Source organism: Streptosporangium oxazolinicum, from assembly GCF_039537505.1.
Taxonomy (GTDB): domain Bacteria; phylum Actinomycetota; class Actinomycetes; order Streptosporangiales; family Streptosporangiaceae; genus Streptosporangium; species Streptosporangium oxazolinicum.
The window spans coordinates 1,008,213-1,022,487 of record NZ_BAABAQ010000001.1 but is presented as its reverse complement, the minus strand read 5'-3'; the positions used below and the strand labels follow the sequence as shown (position 1 = coordinate 1,022,487).

Genomic DNA, 14,275 nt, shown 5'->3' with positions numbered 1-14,275 from the left:
AAGGCCCAGGGAGACGCTGTGACTTCCGAAGGGTCCCGAAGCCTTGGAAAGCCCCGGAAGACGTCCTGGCTTCTGAAAGGTCCCGAAGCCTCGGAAAGCCCGGGAGACGCTGTGGGTGCCGAGGTTTCGGTGTCGATTTTCGGGCTTGGTATCGGTTTCCGGGGTTCTCCGGACCTTTCCGAGTCTCCCCGAATCTTCCTGCGCTTTCCCGGGCCTACGGGTCTCCCCGGGTTTTCCCGGGCGGCCACGGAGAGCCCGAACCGGCCCCGGTGAACATCGCGGATGTCTCCCCACGACATCACCCGACAAGGCGCTGAACTGCACAAACAAGCGTATCTCGGACATTTGGCCGGTGCGTTCGGCCTTCCGTCAGGTGACGGTCAAGGATTGCGTACGGAGAGGGGTGGGTCGGTGACAGAGAGATGACTCGCGACGACCCCCTGCACCCGCGTCCTCGGTGCCACGCCGCTCTGGATCCCCGCCGTCCGGGGCCTCGCCGGGATCGCCCTCGCCGGGCTGCTCGGCCTTCGGCGCCGCGACATCACCTGACCTCGCCCCCGACCTCGACCTCTGGCTCCGGCCTTGTCCTGGCCGGTCCAGCGTCCGCCCGTCAGGCCTCGTCAGGCCGTGTCCACATGTCGGCTCTTCGTGGCCCGCCGACGGCGGGCCACGAAGGCCACCGGAACTCTCCGGGATCTCTCAGAACGAGACCTGGAGCTCGTCCTGGCCGGGATCGTCCCGCGCGGAGTCGGGGTCACCCCGTACGGGATCGGGGGTGCCGGAGGGGGAGCCCTCCCGCGCCGAGTCGGCCGGACCCCCGGCCTCGTCCCCCTCCACCTGACGGCCAAGGAGCATGCGCAGGCGGACACACGACCCCTGCTCGGTCTGCTCGATGGCGAACTCGTCGCACAGCTGGTTCATCAGCCACAGGCCGAACCCCCGCACGGTCCCCGTCGGACGTTCGCCGGGGACGTGCCAGATCGTCAGGAGGCCCATGGTGTCGGTGACCTCGATGGTCAAGTGGGTCTCGTTCCGCCGGATGGCCAGCGTGCCCTTGCCCCCGCCGTGCTCCAGGACGTTGATGACCGCCTCGTTGGTGACGAGGAGGAGATCGTCCAGCCGTTCGCCCCGCATGCCGGCTCGAACGGCATGATATTGGAGACGCTCCCGCAGAGCGCTGAGGTCCTCGTCGATCGGCCAGTGCTGGCCGTGGTCGCCGGTCACGACACCCCCTTGAGGTCGCCTTATCTGGCAGTCACCGGGGGGCGAGCCGACTTGCTCCAGAATCAGGGCGTTGCTGACGAGTTACACGATGCTAGACACCTGCCCGCTCATTGCCAACTTACGACCGCCCGAGCCAACAGATGTTCGCTCGGTCGTACCCCGGAAAGCGACGGCCGAGCGGGGTCCGGGATCCGCTACGACGGCTGGCTGGGCCGCAGCGCCTTGAGGGCGTCGGCAACGGTGGGCTGGATGCCGAAGGCCTGGGCGAGGCCGGTCAGGTGGAAGAGCCTCTCCAGGCGGGGGTGCAGATTGGCCAGGACGATGCTGCCGCCGCGATCCTGGACGGACTGGCGGGTGTTCAGGAAGCTCTGGATTCCCGTGGAGTCGCAGAACGTCAGATCGGTCAGGTCGATGACGAGGTCGCCCCTGTTCTCGCCGATGGCTTCTTGCAGGTCGTGGTGGAACCGTTCGGCGTTGCTGTAGTCCAGCTCGCCGGCCAGGGCGAGGAGAAGCGTCTCCTGCGCAGCGGGGTCGGACACGTCGGTCACGCGGACGGCAGCGCTCACGGATATACCTCTGCAGACAGTCGGTGGGAGGGGGACGCCGCTGGAGGACGGCCGCCGGGCACGATGCCCGGATCGGAACCGGAGAGCGGCGACCCGATCACGATCACCCGGGGGCCGGGAGCCGGGGAGGGGGCCGATCTGGTGACTCTCAGCGTACGATCCTCCGAATTCCTCTAGAGAACTCTTACGGTACAACTGAGGAGCAATCAGTAGTTATCCCACTGTGGTTACGGTGTCCGGACCGGTGGTGAGCACATCCGTCCAGCCGCACAGCGCGACGATCCGCCGCGTGTGCGGGCGGAGACCGTCGACGATCAGTCTTCGGCCGCCCGCCATCCCGAACGCCGTCTCCGCCAGCACTCTCAGGCCGCCGACGTCGACGAAATCGACGCCGTGGAGGTCGGCGTACAGATCACCGGCGGTCCGTTCCACCGCCATGGCGAGCGCCCGTACCAGAACGCGCCGCGTGCAGAGATCGATGTCCCCCTCGCAGCACACGCCGACGGGCCGGTCGGTGAAGAGGATACGCAGCGAACCGTGGTCGACATCACCTGTCATCGCGATCACCTTCTGGGAGCGCATGAAGGTCAGTCAACGTCTGTCGTACCAGCACAGACAGGTCGGCTGATCACCATGGGACGCCGGTCGCGCCGGGCGTCTGCCTCCATCATCCTTCAACCGGGCGACTTCCGATACGGTCCGTGACCCGCGAGTTTCGGTCCGCGGAAATCGGAAGCACGCCGTACCCGAGTGACTACCTTCCGTCATGGCCTGGATATGGGCGGGCGGGAGACCGGGAATGAACGCGGCGCGGGATCGGCTGACCAAAAGGAACCGCCGTACGGCCGTACGGCGGCCTGGCTCAAGGAGGATCTCCATGCAGGCGGACGTCAAGCTCTCCCCCGGCGGTGACGCCTTCGTGGCGGAGGTGGACGGCAGGCAGGCGGGGCGGCTGGACCTCGTCCGGCGTGACGGAGTCATCGTCTACCCCCACACCAAGGTCCAGCCGGAATACGAGGGCAAGGGGGTGGGGGCCGCGCTCGTCCGTACGGCACTGGACGCGGCTCGCGCGGAGAACGCGAAGGTCGTCCCCCTCTGCTGGTTCGTGCGGGAGTGGATCGACCGTCACCCCGACTACGCCGATCTCGTCGAAGGCACCTGACTCGCCCGTGTCCTCTGGGGCTATCCGGATGGAAAAGCTCCATACCGAGCGGGTTTGTGTCATTCGCGCTCAGGATAATCGGGCCGGAGCGAGCGGATGCGCTGGTCGTGCCCATGGTGGGCGGCACCAATCCCCGAGCGGCCGGGGGCCGAAACCTCCGGCGGGGTAAGGCCGGGGCGTCGCGGGGGTTATCGTGAGAAACAGAACGGTTTCGCGATAAGACTCACAGTGGATGGTGATCGTCGGAACGCGTGCCGTACGGCAGGATGCTGAAAATAACCCGGTTAGTGCAGATCAGCCCAGGTGGCTTGTCGTGCAGACCGGATCATGGCCCGATCCCTTGCTAGGCTGCAGGGAACCGTTCGAACCGGGCGTTGTCTCACCCCGGCAGGTGAGACTTCTCAAGAAGTGGGGTCACACCGTGAAGAAGTTGCTCGTTCTGGCGCTTGTCGCCCTCGGGGGGCTGCTGGTCTGGCGCAAGGTGCAGGCCGACCGCGCCGAGCTTGACCTGTGGACCGAAGCCACCGGCAGCGAGAACTGACAGACGCGGCTACCGATTCGGGTGCTTTCATGGTCCTTGCCCAAGATGGAATAACACCCATCAGGCTTGTCTGCCTGGATCTGGCAGGCACCACGATCGGTGATGTCGCCATGGTCGAGCGGGCGTTCGCCGAGGCGATCGCCACGCAGGGCATCGTGCCCGGGACCGGTGCGTACGCTCGCGCCATGGTGCACGTGCACCGGTCCCGGGGATGCTCCACGATCGACGTCTTCCGGGGCATCTTCCCGGACAACGAGGCCCAGGCCCAGGCGGCCAACCTGACCTTCGAGCGCTCCTACGAGGGCGCCATCGCACGCGCGGGCCTGGTCCCGCTGCCCGGAGTCGTCGAGGCACTCGACAAGCTCCGCGGAGCCGACATCAGGATCTGCCTCACCACCGGCTTCAGCCGCGCCACCCTCGGCCGCGTGCTGAGCGCCCTGGGCTGGTCCGACAAGGTCGACCTCGCCCTGTGCCCCGAAGACGTCGGCGGACGCGGCCGCCCCCTGCCCGACATGGTCCTCACCGCGGTCATGCGTCTCGGCGTCGAGGACGTCCACCAGGTCGCGGTCGTCGGCGACTCCGAGAGCGACATGCTCTGCGGCCGTCGCGCGGGCGCCTCGGTGGTGGCCGGTGTCCTGACCGGCGTCCACAGCAAGGAGCGCCTGATCAAGGGCGGAGCCACCCACCTCCTCGACTCCGTCGCCGATCTTCCCGAACTCCTCCTCACCGGCGCACCGGTCGAACCCCCCATGGCCGCCGCCGCCCGCTGAACCCCGCCCCGCCACGCGAATCCAAGTGGCGTAGGAGCGGGTCCTGTTGCTACCGTGTACGACTGAAGCAGGCCGCGTGCAGGGCATCTCCCCAGGCCACCGGCTTGAATCTCGGGGCCTTAGCTCAGTTGGCAGAGCGCCTGCTTTGCAAGCAGGATGTCAGGAGTTCGAATCTCCTAGGCTCCACCTCCCTTTGTACAGACAAAAGCCCAGGTCAGGCATGTTGCCGCAACCTGGGCTTTGATCTTCATTCGGCCTTCTTCCGCTCTCGTGCCCGATCCCTTCGCCAGTGCCCTACGGGCCTTTCGCGCCACCCCTCGCTGCCGCTGGTGGCCGCACCATGACGACGGACGAGCCGGGCAAACGGAGCACCTACGGCCGTCAAAGGATCGATGGATTCCGCAGACCAAGGCACTCCGCAAGGTGGCGGCAAGAGGCTGAAGCGGGTGTGGGCGTTGGGGCACAACGGCACGTCAGCTCCATCGTCTCACTTGACCTAAGGCGGCTTCCTTCCGAGCCCTATTCGCTATGCGCTGAGAACGAAGACGGCGCCGCGTCCTCGTCGACGGATCGTCATCCGGCCGACGGGGTTGAGGGCGGAGCCTGTCCAACGTGGCCGACCCAGAGGCTGCCGGTGTCCCCGGCACGTGTCGCGTCGACGCCCCAGGAGGCCAGGAGGCGTAGCGCCTCCTCCGCCGGGCCGGAGGACTCGGCGTAGTAGGTGACCAGGCACTGTTCGGTGTCGCCTGCCGGCCTGTACGAGTCGTAGTGCAGTGTGAGGTCGCCGACCAGGGGGTGGCGCAGGCGCTGGACTCCGCTCTGCTTCTCCTTGACGTCGTGGGTGGCCCACAGTCGGCGGAAGTCCTCGTTCTTCACCGACAGCTCACCGACCAGCGCCGACAGGCCGCGGTCGTCGGGGTGGGTTCCTGCTTCCATGCGAAGCGCGGAGACGGCGTCGATCTGCTTCTGCTCCCAGTCGACGAACAGCTCTCTGTACTCCGGCCGGAGGAAGATCATCCGGGCCCAGTTGCGCTCGGCGGGTGGTAGCCGGGACCAGTCGCCGAACAACGCCGCGGCCATGGGGTTCCAGGCGAGGATCTCGGCCCGGCGGCCCGTGACGTACGCCGGGATGTCGGTGATCGCGTCGAGCAGCCGCAGCAGGCCGGGCCGTGCCCGCTGGGGGCGGGCGACGGACGTGCGCCTGGGCTGCCGGGGTTTCGCCAGGTGCATGAGGTGGGCGTGCTCGGAGTCGGTCAGCCGCAGGGCACGGGCGATCGACTCGAGTACCTCCGCCGACACGTTGCCGGCCTCGCCCTGCTCAAGGCGGGTGTAGTAGGCCACCGACACGCCGGCCAGCTGGGACAGCTCCTCGCGGCGCAGGCCGGGCACCCGGCGCCGTCGGCCGTGGTCCGGCAGGCCGACGTCCTGCGGTTTGAGGCGGGCGCGGCGGGTGCGCAGGAACTCGCCGAGCTCGGTACGCCGCTGGTCCATACGCTCCAGTATCCCTCCTGGCCCGCCCGTGAGCCTGCCCCTGCCGGTGGTAGGCAGCGCGGTGGTACGCGCGGGCCGTGTCTGGCTGGGGCGCGTCCGGCCGTCGAGGCTCGATGCCGTAACGGCGGAAGTCCGCCACCATTCCAGACGGGAGAAGTTCGATGAAGATTGCTGTGGTCACGGGTGGCAGTTCCGGTATCGGCCGGAGCGCGGCGATCCAGATAGCGAAGCGGGGCGCCGGGGTGGTGCTGACCTACAACACCGGCCGGGAGCGGGCCCAGGACGTGGTCGCCGAGATCGAGAAGGACGGCGGCACGGCCGTCGCGCTACGGCTGGACACCGGCGACACCGCCGCCTTCCCGGCGTTCCGCGACGCCCTGGCCCGCACGCTGCGCGGTACCTGGCAGCGCGACACGTTCGACGGTCTGGTCAACAACGCGGGCTTCGGTGAGATGTCGATGTTCGGGGACACCAGCGAGGAGTCGTTCGACCGGCAGACCGGCATCCTGTTCAAGGGTCCGTACTTCCTCACCCAGATCCTGCTGCCGCTGATCGCCGACGGCGGGGCCGTGGTCAATCTGACCAGTAACGCGAATCGGGCGAACGTCACCGGGCCGGGCTGGTCGGTGTACGCGTCGCTGAAGGGCGCGATGACCGTGCTGACCCGCTATCTGGCCAAGGAGCTGAGTCCGCGTGGCATCCGGGTCAACTCGGTGGCGCCCGGCGCGACCCGGACACGTTTCGCCGACAACGTGCTGGAGAGGCATCCGGAGATCGAGCCCGGTCTCGCGGCCACCTTCGCCCTCGGACGGATCGGCGAACCTGAGGACGTCGCCGCTGTCATCGCCATCCTCGTCTCCGACGAAGGGCGTTGGATCACCGCCCAGGACATCGAGGTCTCCGGCGGTCAGAACCTCTGATCCTTGGGCCGGGGGCCGCCCGTCTGCGCGCGGCGCCAGGCGCCCGGGGGCAGGGTTTCGAAGCGGCGGAAAGCTCTGCTCAGGGCCGTGTCGCTGTCGTAGCCGACGCTCACCGCGATCTCCGACAGTGAGTGGCGGGTCTCCTTCAGCAGGGCCTTCGCGCGGTAGACCCGCCACGACGTCAGATACGACAGTGGCGGCTCGCCCACCACGTCCCGGAACAGCGCGGCGAAGGCCGAGCGTGACATCGCCGCCTCGCGGGCGAGGTCGGCCACCGTCCACGGCCTCGCGAGGTCGCTGTGCAGGGCGCGCAGCGCCACGGCCAGGGACGGAACGCGCAGGGCGGCGATCCAGCCGGCGCCGGGGCCGTCGTCGGCGGCGCACCAGGCGCGCAGCACCTGGATGAACAGGACGTCCGCCAGGCGGTCGATGATCGAGCCGGCGCCCATGCCGTCGCCGTCCGATTCGGCCGCCATCAGGTTCAGGGTCGCCCGGACCGCCGCGCTGCGTTCCTCGTCCAGGCGGATGCGCAGGATGGGGGGCAGCAGGGGCATGAGAGGTTCGGCTGCGGCCGCGTCGAAGGAGAAACGTCCGCTCTGGATCGCGGTGACCGGGCCGCTCTCGCCGACCGTCGCCTCGCGGCCGATCGCACGGGCGAAGACCGCCTCGCAGTGCATCGCCGGGCGGCCCAGGCGGTCTTGGAGGGAGAAGCCGATCCCGGGCTGGACGACGATGCAGTCGCCCGCCGACAGTTCCATCGGCGCTTCCACGTCGGGCGAGGTCAGAAGGCAGGTGCCCTCGACCACGATCACCAGGCGGGCCAGGGGCGCGGTCTCGAAGGTGACGGCCCAGGGGCCCAGGGCTTTGAGTGCGGCGTACCAGGAACCTTCGACGTGCATGCGGCCGAGCAGGTCGTCGAGTGCGTCGCGCATCGTGCTCCCGTGGACGATATGTCAGGAAATAAGGACGACGAACATCATATCGTCCGACAAATGTCCTTAGCGTTGCCGTCATGACTACGACCAAGGCGTACCGCATGAACATCCCAGGTTCCGACATCCCTTTCCGTCTCGTCGAGGAGGCGGTTCCGGCGCCGGGGCGGGGCGAAGTGCTCGTCCGGGTGCGGGCGAGCTCGCTCAACTACCGCGACCCCGCGCTCGCGTCCGGCCACTACCCGTACCCGATGGAGCCGGAACGCGTCGCCCTCGCGGACGGCGCCGGTGAGATCGCCGCCGTCGGCCCGGAGGCCCGTCGCTTCGCCGTCGGTGACCGCGTCGCCAGCACCTTCTTCCCCACCTGGTACGGGGGCGCCTTCCGCCAGGTGCCCGAGATGTACGTGACGACCCGCGACGGCTGGCTGACCGAGTACAAGGTCGTCGACGAGGACGCGCTCGTCGCCGTGCCCGCCCATCTCGGCTTCGAGGAGGCGGCGGCGCTGCCGTGCGCCCTGGTGACGGCGTGGAACGCGGTCCGGGGCGCGGGCGTCGGTGACGTCGTGCTGACGCAGGGGACCGGTGGGGTGGCCCTGTTCGCGGTGCAGCTCGCCCGGGCGCTCGGCGCGGAGGTCGTCGCGACGACCTCCGACCCGGCGAAGGTGGCGCTGCTGGAGAAGCTCGGGGCGGACGCCGTCATCGACTCCCGGGCGACTCCCGAGTGGGGCGCCGAGGTGCTCGCGGCGACCGGTGGGCACGGCGCCGATCTCGTCGTCGAGCTCGGTGGGCAGTCGACCATCGCGCAGTCGATCGCCGCGCTCGCCTATCGGGGCACGATCTCACAGGTCGGGCTGCTCGGCGCGGCCGGCGCGGGGCTGGACCTGGCGGCCTTCTTCGGCAAGCAGGCCGTCCTCCGGTCCATCCCGGTCGGCAGCCGGAGCGACCTGGAGGACGCCCTGCGGGTCGTTGCCGCCCGCGAGATCCACCCGGTCATCGACCGGATCTTCGACTTCGACGACGCCACTGCGGCCTGGGCGCACTTCTCGGCGCCCGGCCGCGTCGGCAAAGTCGTGATCCGCCATTAGGAGATGGACAGAATGATGATGGTTTACCGACTTGCCCAGCGCGGCAGCATCGACCACCTGACGCTGCGGGAGGAGGCGATGCCCTGGCCCCAGCGGGGTGAAGTGGTCGTCCGGGTTCGCGCCGTGTCGCTGAACTACCGCGACCTGGCCCTGGTGCACGGCCGCTACTTTCCCGACGCGCCACTTCGACAGCGGCGCGGGCGTGGGCAAGATCGTCATCAGCCTGTAGGTACGGCCATGCCGTACCCCAGTTCCCGGAGGGCGGCGCGGAGACGGCCGGCGGAGTCGGCGAGCGCCGACTGGTTCGGCTCGTGATCGACGTTCGTGAGATCCAGGTCCGACATATCCCAGATCGGGGTTACGTGGACGTGCAGGTGCGGAATCTCGAAGCCGGCGATGGCGAGACCGGCGCGAGGCGCACCCCACGCACGTCGCTGTGCCCTGCCGACGGCCTGGGCGACGGCCATGAGGCCGTTCAGCAGTTCCGGCTCGGCCTCGGTCCAGAGGTCGATCTCCTGGCGCGGCACGACGAGCGCGTGTCCGGGCCGCAGCGGGGCGATCGTGAGGAAGGCGATGACGTCGTCCTCCCTCCAGATGACGTGCGCCGGCAGCTCACCTTTGATGATCTGGGAGAAGACACTGCTCATGAGGTTCGGCCGATGGTGTGCGCCCCGCCGAACATGCCCGCGGGGTCGACGCGCTGCTTGACGGCGAGTAGCCGGGCACGATCGGCCTCGGTCCACAGGGCGGCGACGCGCTCCGGGCCGACCGGACCGATCATGTTGAACAGGTCCGACGCGCTGCGCCACGGGCCCACGGCGGCCACGATTTCGGCGATCAGGGCCGGCACGACCCGAGCGGCGTCGCCGGCCATGAGACCGACGGCGGAGAGGGCATAGGCGGCGTCGCGGCCCGTCACCGCGTTGGGCACCACGGGCGGGCGCGCCATCGCGCCACCCTGCAGCCGCACCTCGACGAGCGGAATCGGCACGTCTTGACCCGGGCCCACCAGGTCGAGCAGGGCATCGGCCGCTTCGGCCGGGAATCCTGCCAGCCCGGCGCCGCCGTCCCAGAACGGCATCGGCTCGGGCGGGTCCTGGTGGATGGAGTCGACCGAGGTGTACGGCAGCTCCTGCACGGTGTCGAGGAGCGGCCCGGCCACCGACCGCATCCCGGCGAGCACCTTCTCTCCGGCCTCGACTCCGTCGAGATGGGCGTAACGCAGCTGTACGACGAGCTGACCGCGCAACACCTCGGGCAGCTCCGGCAGCGGCGGCAGGCGCAGTACGGCCACCGAGGTGGTCGCCACCCGGTCGGGCAGGTCGGCCGACCATTCGCCGAAGGCGTGCAGGACGTCGCGGGCGGCCTCGCCCGGGTAGTAGACCGAACCGCCGTACAGGGTGGCCACCGGCATCAGCCCGATCTCCATCTCGGTGACGACGCCGAAGTTGCCCTTGCCGCCGCGCACCGCCCAGAACAGCTCGGGGTCGGAGTCCGCGTCGACCTCACGGACCTGGCCGGTGCCGTCGACGAGCCGCACCCGCCGCACGTGGTCGGCGGCGAATCCGTACGCACGCGACAGCGGCCCGCTCCCGCCGCCGAGCGTGTAGCCGACCGCGCCGACGCGTGCGGAGGAGCCGTTGACCGGGGCCAGTCCATAGGGCGCGGCCGCCTCGATGACCTGCGCCCACCTCACCCCGGCGGCGAGTGTGGCGGTGCGCGCGGCGGGATCGATCGTCACCTCGCGCATCCGTTCGGTGGTGATCAGCACACCGTCCTCGATCGGAGCGTTCAGGCCGTGCCCGGTCGCCATCACGCTGACGCGCCGCCCCTGCCGACGCGCCTGCTGGACGGCGGCGACGATGTCCTCGACACCGCCGGCGGATACGTGAGTTGCCGGATTTACGGGAAATGCCAGGTTGTACGGATTCATGACTCCACGATCGCCAATCGCCGGCCGAGCCGGTATCCCAGCGATCTGGGGTACAGCACGGATCCGAGCCGAGCCACACTGGAGCCATGGCCACCACACATGCCGACCGGATCCGGGCACACCTCGTGCAGCTGGCCACCGCCGGGCTGGACGTCCGCGCCTTCACCGACGCCGCCCTCGCGCTTCTCGTCCGAGCCGTCCCGTTCGATTCGGCCTGCATGGCCACGGCCGACCCGGCCACCAACATTCTCACCGGCACCACCAAATGGGGTGAGCTGGGCGACGCCTCCGACGAGGAGTGGGCCCGCTTCGAGTACCTGGTCCCCGACGTCTACGACTTCCGCGACGTGGCTCAGCGGCCCGGCCAGGTCACCTCACTGCGGGTGGAGACCGGCGACCACGCGGAGCGGTCGGCCCGCTTCCGGCGCTACCTGCGACCGGCATGGGGCTTCCGAGACGAGTTGCGCGCGGCCCTGCGGGCCGACGACGGCAACGTCTGGGGATACCTGGCTCTCTACCGCCACGACGATTCCGCCTTCACGTTGGCCGACCAGCAGTTCGTCAGCGTGGTCGCCCCGCTGCTGGCGGTCGGCCTGCGCGCCGGGCTGCTGGCCACCGCGGTCACCGAGGGCGCGCTCGACGCCCCGGTGGTTCTGATCGTCGACGGCGACGGCCAGATCGTCCAGGCCGGACCTGGCGCGGAGGAACTGGCCGCAGACCTGGGCGCCGGACCACTGCACGGCTCACTGCTCCCGGTCGCGCTGCGCGCGCTGACCCAGGCGGCTCGATCCGGGAGGCCCGCCGTACCCCGTACGCGTCTGCGCACCCTGTCCGGTCAGTGGCTCGTCGCCCATGCCGCGCCGCTCCGCTCCCGCGACGGCTCCACCAGCGACATCGTGGTCACGATCGAGGAGGCCCGTCCGCCCGAGATCGTCCCGCTGGTCATCGCCGCGTTCGGCCTCACCCGGCGCGAACAGGACGTCGTCCGGCTGGTTCTGCAGGGCCTGGACACCGGCCAGATCGCCGCGACCCTCCATCTGTCCGCCCACACCGTCCAGGACCATCTCAAGATCATTTTCGACAAGACCGGCGTGCGCAGCCGCCGCGAGCTCACCGCCAAGGTGTTCTACGACCAGTACGCCCCGAGGATGAACGGACGCCTGGCCCCGAACGGCTGGTTCGCGGAGGCGTCCCGACCGGTCGGCACTCCAGCGGGGAGCGCCGCAGAACCGGGCTCGCCGACAGCACCAGCGGAGACGCGAGGAGGACTTAAGGCGGTTCGACATGCGGGTCGTTGATGAACCGGCCTGTCTTCAGCCTGGTCTTCTTCATGTTTTCGATCTTCGTCGTCTCTCGCGGGAGGAATATGGGAGATCATACGGTTGGGTCCAGAAGGATCTTTGAGAGTTCGCGGGATGTCTTTCCCAATCTGGCTTTCTCTTGATTCGTTCGTTTCCCGCTTCTGCGACCGGTGTATTGCTGATCAGGTCATGATGGCCTGTGCTGGATGAGTGGTCCTGCTTCTCATGACCACCGTGAATGTGGGAGGGAGCGCGGCCAAACGCCCTTCGAGGCGTGAGTGCGCAGGAGTGCCCATGTATTAAATGCTCCCCCTCTCCTCGTTAGAGGGGACTGATTTAATGCATTGCCCGTGTCGTTGCTCCTACGAATGCAACAAACCGCAGGAGGCCGCGCACATGGCTCCGCAGAGGCTGGACATATCCGCTGACCTCACCAATTGGGGAAACTCGTACACCACCTCCGTGGACGCAACCGATCAAGGATTGGGAAGCGGGCAAGCACCAGCCCAAGGACCCTTAGTCCGCGTAGGGCAGCCTCCGCGCGCCTTGACCTTGCTCTGGCGCTTCTGGCAGGTGGCCGGGTTCAGCGGTGGTCTGGTTGTGCAACCAGGTCTGAAACTCTTCGATGAGCCTTTCGGCGGCGGTCGGGAGCAGGATCATCCACTCGCCGTCACCCGTCCGATAGACAGCGGCAGCATCCGCGGTGTTGTCGAACGTTCGCTGTAGGGCGCGGACCCGGCGGGCTTGGTGGTGAGCTGCGTCGGCGTCGCGGCTGGGGATGACGGTCGGTTCGCGTCTGTGGCTGGGGGTCCACCGCACCCCGTACGTGATGTCAGCCTCGTTCTGGCCCGCTGCGCGGGGGGTGCTGGTGTCGGCCGACTCGTCGGGGCTGCTCATCAGGTTCCTCCAGGTCGGTGTGTGGTGGGCCCCGCCCCTCATGGTGGGCGGGGCCCTGGCCTCGACGATCCCGCCGTCCCTCCAGAGGCGGGGGCGCCGACTTCACCCGGATCTCCCCTGACAGGCACCAGCCAGGGGAGCGCGCGAACGCCCGGGTGGAAGATCAGGGTGAGGGGCGACCTCGGACGGTCGACCAATAGGTGGCGAGTCTCTGGTCGAAGTCAGCCCAGCGGGCCATCTCCTCCGGGCTGCCGCATTCCTGGAGGGCTTCGCGCCGTTGCCGTTCCAACTTTTCAGGGTCCACGCCAGCTGCCACTGCTTCGGCATGCATCCGGTCGAGGTCCTCCGGGGTCACGGCGTCACCGCTGCTTTCGCGGCCCGCTGCTCCTGCTCGACAAGCTTCTGAGACAGGTCAGCTGGAGTAGGTGCGTCCACCATGCGGTTGCAGCCGGTACGGCCCTGCGCCTCGGTGACCCGGGTGCGGCGGGTCGCGTACCAGTGGCCGGTGTCGCTGCGCCAGATCAGCCAGTCGGGGAACGCGGTGGTGAGAAGGTCCTGGGCGGTGACCTCGGCACGGTCGCTCATGGGGTTACCGCCAGGCTGAGTCTCCGGCCATGCCCTACCCGGAGGGGCATGGCCGGAGGCTGCCGGTGCATCCGCCGACCGGGGTTCGGCCGGGGGTGCACGTTGAGGGTGCGACCGCGAATCCATCGCGAGGGGCGGCCGCACTCGTTTCTCACCTCTCCCGGGTTTCCGCCCAGGAAGGAAGCATGATCCTTACTGTGCCATGCTGTTGCATGCTGTAGCAGTCTATTGCCTGCACTTCCCTGCTTAGGCGGGCAAGAGTGTGACGCTCTACCGTCTCCACCATGATCAAAAAGGTGGATGGGGAGGTCGTCTGGGAGACCGACCGTGCCCGCTGGAAGCAGCTCGCCGATGAGCTGCGCCGCCGCATCCGGGATGGCGAGTACAAGCCGCGATACCCCATCCCCAGCCTCAACCAGCTGCACCAGGAGTTCGGGGCCGCGAAGAATACGATCCGCAAGGTGATCGACCAACTGGCCGACGAGGGATACGTCCGTGCTGAGCACGGCGTCGCGACCTTCGTCCGCCCCCAGTCCGACTGGCCCGCCCAGGATGATGAGTAGCGTCATGGCGTGACCTCCGCCAGCAGCCGCTCCTCGGCGCGCAGACGTTCGGCCAGTTCGGTGATGGTCTCCCTGGACAGGTAGAGCTTCGCTCCGACTTTGATCTGCGGCGTCGTCGGCCGGTCCGTACGGATGGCCCAGTGGCGGTGGGCGCCGGACTCTCGCAGAGCCCATCTGGGGAACTCTTCGCGCAGCGTCTTGGCGCTCGCCGGTAATGGCGTCATGCTTGCCTCACTCCCCGTGACGGGTTCTACCCTCATGGTTGTATGGGTATCAGAAAAAGGCAATACTGAAATCAGAAATTT

Annotated in this window: 17 protein-coding genes and 1 tRNA gene; 8 read left to right on the top strand and 10 right to left on the bottom strand. The window is 68.5% G+C overall.

All coding sequences use genetic code 11. The features are described from left to right. Positions 1-699: 699 nt before the first annotated feature. The 3 genes from ABD817_RS04830 to ABD817_RS04820 form a co-directional block, all read right to left on the bottom strand. Entirely contained in the window at positions 700-1,224 is a 525-nt protein-coding gene (locus ABD817_RS04830) for an ATP-binding protein (protein WP_344915350.1), read from the bottom strand. Between the two features lie 194 nt (positions 1,225-1,418). Further along, the gene (locus ABD817_RS04825) at positions 1,419-1,790 is read right to left on the bottom strand and encodes an STAS domain-containing protein (RefSeq protein WP_344915348.1); all 372 of its coding nucleotides are present in this window, start codon (positions 1,788-1,790) and stop codon (positions 1,419-1,421) included. Between the two features lie 213 nt (positions 1,791-2,003). Continuing rightward, a complete protein-coding gene (locus ABD817_RS04820) occupies positions 2,004-2,348 on the bottom strand; it encodes an STAS domain-containing protein (RefSeq protein WP_344915346.1) in 345 nt (114 codons plus the stop codon). Between the two features lie 319 nt (positions 2,349-2,667). Here ABD817_RS04820 and ABD817_RS04815 point away from each other — a divergent pair, with 319 nt between their 5' ends. The 4 genes from ABD817_RS04815 (at position 2,668) to ABD817_RS04800 (ending at position 4,449) form a co-directional block, all read left to right on the top strand. Beyond that, a complete protein-coding gene (locus ABD817_RS04815) occupies positions 2,668-2,952 on the top strand; it encodes a GNAT family N-acetyltransferase (protein WP_344915344.1) in 285 nt (94 codons plus the stop codon). Positions 2,953-3,373: 421 nt separating this feature from the next. Next, positions 3,374-3,493, top strand: coding sequence for a DLW-39 family protein (locus ABD817_RS04810; protein ID WP_211264163.1), 120 nt, complete (start codon positions 3,374-3,376; stop codon positions 3,491-3,493). Between the two features lie 29 nt (positions 3,494-3,522). After that, the gene (locus tag ABD817_RS04805) at positions 3,523-4,263 is read left to right on the top strand and encodes an HAD family hydrolase (protein WP_344915341.1); all 741 of its coding nucleotides are present in this window, start codon (positions 3,523-3,525) and stop codon (positions 4,261-4,263) included. A 113-nt stretch (positions 4,264-4,376) separates the two neighbouring features. Next, positions 4,377-4,449 (top strand) — tRNA-Ala (locus tag ABD817_RS04800). A 387-nt stretch (positions 4,450-4,836) separates the two neighbouring features. Here the strand turns inward: ABD817_RS04800 and ABD817_RS04795 are convergent. After that, positions 4,837-5,754 (bottom strand): helix-turn-helix domain-containing protein, encoded by a 918-nt coding sequence (locus ABD817_RS04795; protein ID WP_344915340.1) that lies wholly within the window; start codon positions 5,752-5,754, stop codon positions 4,837-4,839. A 161-nt stretch (positions 5,755-5,915) separates the two neighbouring features. Here ABD817_RS04795 and ABD817_RS04790 point away from each other — a divergent pair, with 161 nt between their 5' ends. Further along, positions 5,916-6,674, top strand: a complete 759-nt coding sequence (locus tag ABD817_RS04790; protein WP_344915338.1) for an SDR family NAD(P)-dependent oxidoreductase — start codon at positions 5,916-5,918, stop codon at positions 6,672-6,674. Here the strand turns inward: ABD817_RS04790 and ABD817_RS04785 are convergent. Then, positions 6,662-7,606 carry an AraC family transcriptional regulator gene (locus tag ABD817_RS04785; RefSeq protein WP_344915336.1) on the bottom strand — a complete coding sequence of 315 codons (945 nt, stop codon included), beginning with the start codon at positions 7,604-7,606 and terminating at the stop codon, positions 6,662-6,664. The genes ABD817_RS04790 and ABD817_RS04785 overlap by 13 nt on opposite strands. 80 nt (positions 7,607-7,686) lie before the next feature. Here ABD817_RS04785 and ABD817_RS04780 point away from each other — a divergent pair, with 80 nt between their 5' ends. Continuing rightward, a complete protein-coding gene (locus ABD817_RS04780; protein ID WP_344915334.1) occupies positions 7,687-8,691 on the top strand; it encodes a zinc-dependent alcohol dehydrogenase family protein in 1,005 nt (334 codons plus the stop codon). 218 nt (positions 8,692-8,909) lie between these two features. Here the strand turns inward: ABD817_RS04780 and ABD817_RS04775 are convergent, their stop codons facing one another. Next, positions 8,910-9,338, bottom strand: coding sequence for an HIT family protein (locus ABD817_RS04775; RefSeq protein WP_344915333.1), 429 nt, complete (start codon positions 9,336-9,338; stop codon positions 8,910-8,912). Further along, a complete protein-coding gene (locus tag ABD817_RS04770) occupies positions 9,335-10,624 on the bottom strand; it encodes an FAD-binding oxidoreductase (RefSeq protein WP_344915331.1) in 1,290 nt (429 codons plus the stop codon). Before ABD817_RS04770 ends, ABD817_RS04775 begins: the two co-directional genes overlap by 4 nt. An 86-nt stretch (positions 10,625-10,710) precedes the next feature. Here ABD817_RS04770 and ABD817_RS04765 point away from each other — a divergent pair, with 86 nt between their 5' ends. Beyond that, positions 10,711-11,922: a LuxR C-terminal-related transcriptional regulator gene (locus ABD817_RS04765; protein WP_344915329.1), complete on the top strand. Its 1,212-nt coding sequence runs from the start codon at positions 10,711-10,713 to the stop codon at positions 11,920-11,922. A 519-nt stretch (positions 11,923-12,441) separates the two neighbouring features. On the opposite strand, the gene ABD817_RS04760 is transcribed toward ABD817_RS04765, so the two are convergent. Further along, entirely contained in the window at positions 12,442-12,822 is a 381-nt protein-coding gene (locus ABD817_RS04760) for a hypothetical protein (RefSeq protein WP_344915327.1), read from the bottom strand. 351 nt (positions 12,823-13,173) lie between these two features. Continuing rightward, complete coding sequence (locus tag ABD817_RS04755; protein WP_344915325.1) at positions 13,174-13,407, bottom strand: hypothetical protein; 234 nt, start codon at positions 13,405-13,407, stop codon at positions 13,174-13,176. Positions 13,408-13,691: 284 nt separating this feature from the next. Between ABD817_RS04755 and ABD817_RS04750 the strand changes: the two genes are divergently transcribed. Next, on the top strand, positions 13,692-13,970 hold the full coding sequence (locus ABD817_RS04750) for a GntR family transcriptional regulator (protein ID WP_344915323.1): 279 nt from the start codon (positions 13,692-13,694) through the stop codon (positions 13,968-13,970). A gap of 2 nt (positions 13,971-13,972) precedes the next feature. On the opposite strand, the gene ABD817_RS04745 is transcribed toward ABD817_RS04750, so the two are convergent. Further along, complete coding sequence (locus tag ABD817_RS04745; RefSeq protein ID WP_344915321.1) at positions 13,973-14,194, bottom strand: hypothetical protein; 222 nt, start codon at positions 14,192-14,194, stop codon at positions 13,973-13,975. Between the last annotated feature and the right edge of the window lie 81 nt (positions 14,195-14,275).

Excerpts from the sequence above, each read along its gene's own strand:
- ABD817_RS04790 (WP_344915338.1), top strand. The coding sequence starts at position 5,916 with ATGAAGATTGCTGTGGTCACGGGTGGCAGTTCCGGTATCGGCCGGAGC.
- ABD817_RS04755 (WP_344915325.1), bottom strand. The coding sequence starts at position 13,407 with ATGAGCGACCGTGCCGAGGTCACCGCCCAGGACCTTCTCACCACCGCG.
- ABD817_RS04820 (WP_344915346.1), bottom strand. The coding sequence starts at position 2,348 with ATGACAGGTGATGTCGACCACGGTTCGCTGCGTATCCTCTTCACCGAC.
- ABD817_RS04785 (WP_344915336.1), bottom strand. The coding sequence starts at position 7,606 with ATGCGCGACGCACTCGACGACCTGCTCGGCCGCATGCACGTCGAAGGT.
- ABD817_RS04805 (WP_344915341.1), top strand. The coding sequence starts at position 3,523 with ATGGTCCTTGCCCAAGATGGAATAACACCCATCAGGCTTGTCTGCCTG.
- ABD817_RS04795 (WP_344915340.1), bottom strand. The coding sequence starts at position 5,754 with ATGGACCAGCGGCGTACCGAGCTCGGCGAGTTCCTGCGCACCCGCCGC.
- ABD817_RS04745 (WP_344915321.1), bottom strand. The coding sequence starts at position 14,194 with ATGACGCCATTACCGGCGAGCGCCAAGACGCTGCGCGAAGAGTTCCCC.
- ABD817_RS04770 (WP_344915331.1), bottom strand. The coding sequence starts at position 10,624 with ATGAATCCGTACAACCTGGCATTTCCCGTAAATCCGGCAACTCACGTA.
- ABD817_RS04775 (WP_344915333.1), bottom strand. The coding sequence starts at position 9,338 with ATGAGCAGTGTCTTCTCCCAGATCATCAAAGGTGAGCTGCCGGCGCAC.
- ABD817_RS04750 (WP_344915323.1), top strand. The coding sequence starts at position 13,692 with ATGATCAAAAAGGTGGATGGGGAGGTCGTCTGGGAGACCGACCGTGCC.
- ABD817_RS04765 (WP_344915329.1), top strand. The coding sequence starts at position 10,711 with ATGGCCACCACACATGCCGACCGGATCCGGGCACACCTCGTGCAGCTG.
- ABD817_RS04780 (WP_344915334.1), top strand. The coding sequence starts at position 7,687 with ATGACTACGACCAAGGCGTACCGCATGAACATCCCAGGTTCCGACATC.
- ABD817_RS04815 (WP_344915344.1), top strand. The coding sequence starts at position 2,668 with ATGCAGGCGGACGTCAAGCTCTCCCCCGGCGGTGACGCCTTCGTGGCG.
- ABD817_RS04760 (WP_344915327.1), bottom strand. The coding sequence starts at position 12,822 with ATGAGCAGCCCCGACGAGTCGGCCGACACCAGCACCCCCCGCGCAGCG.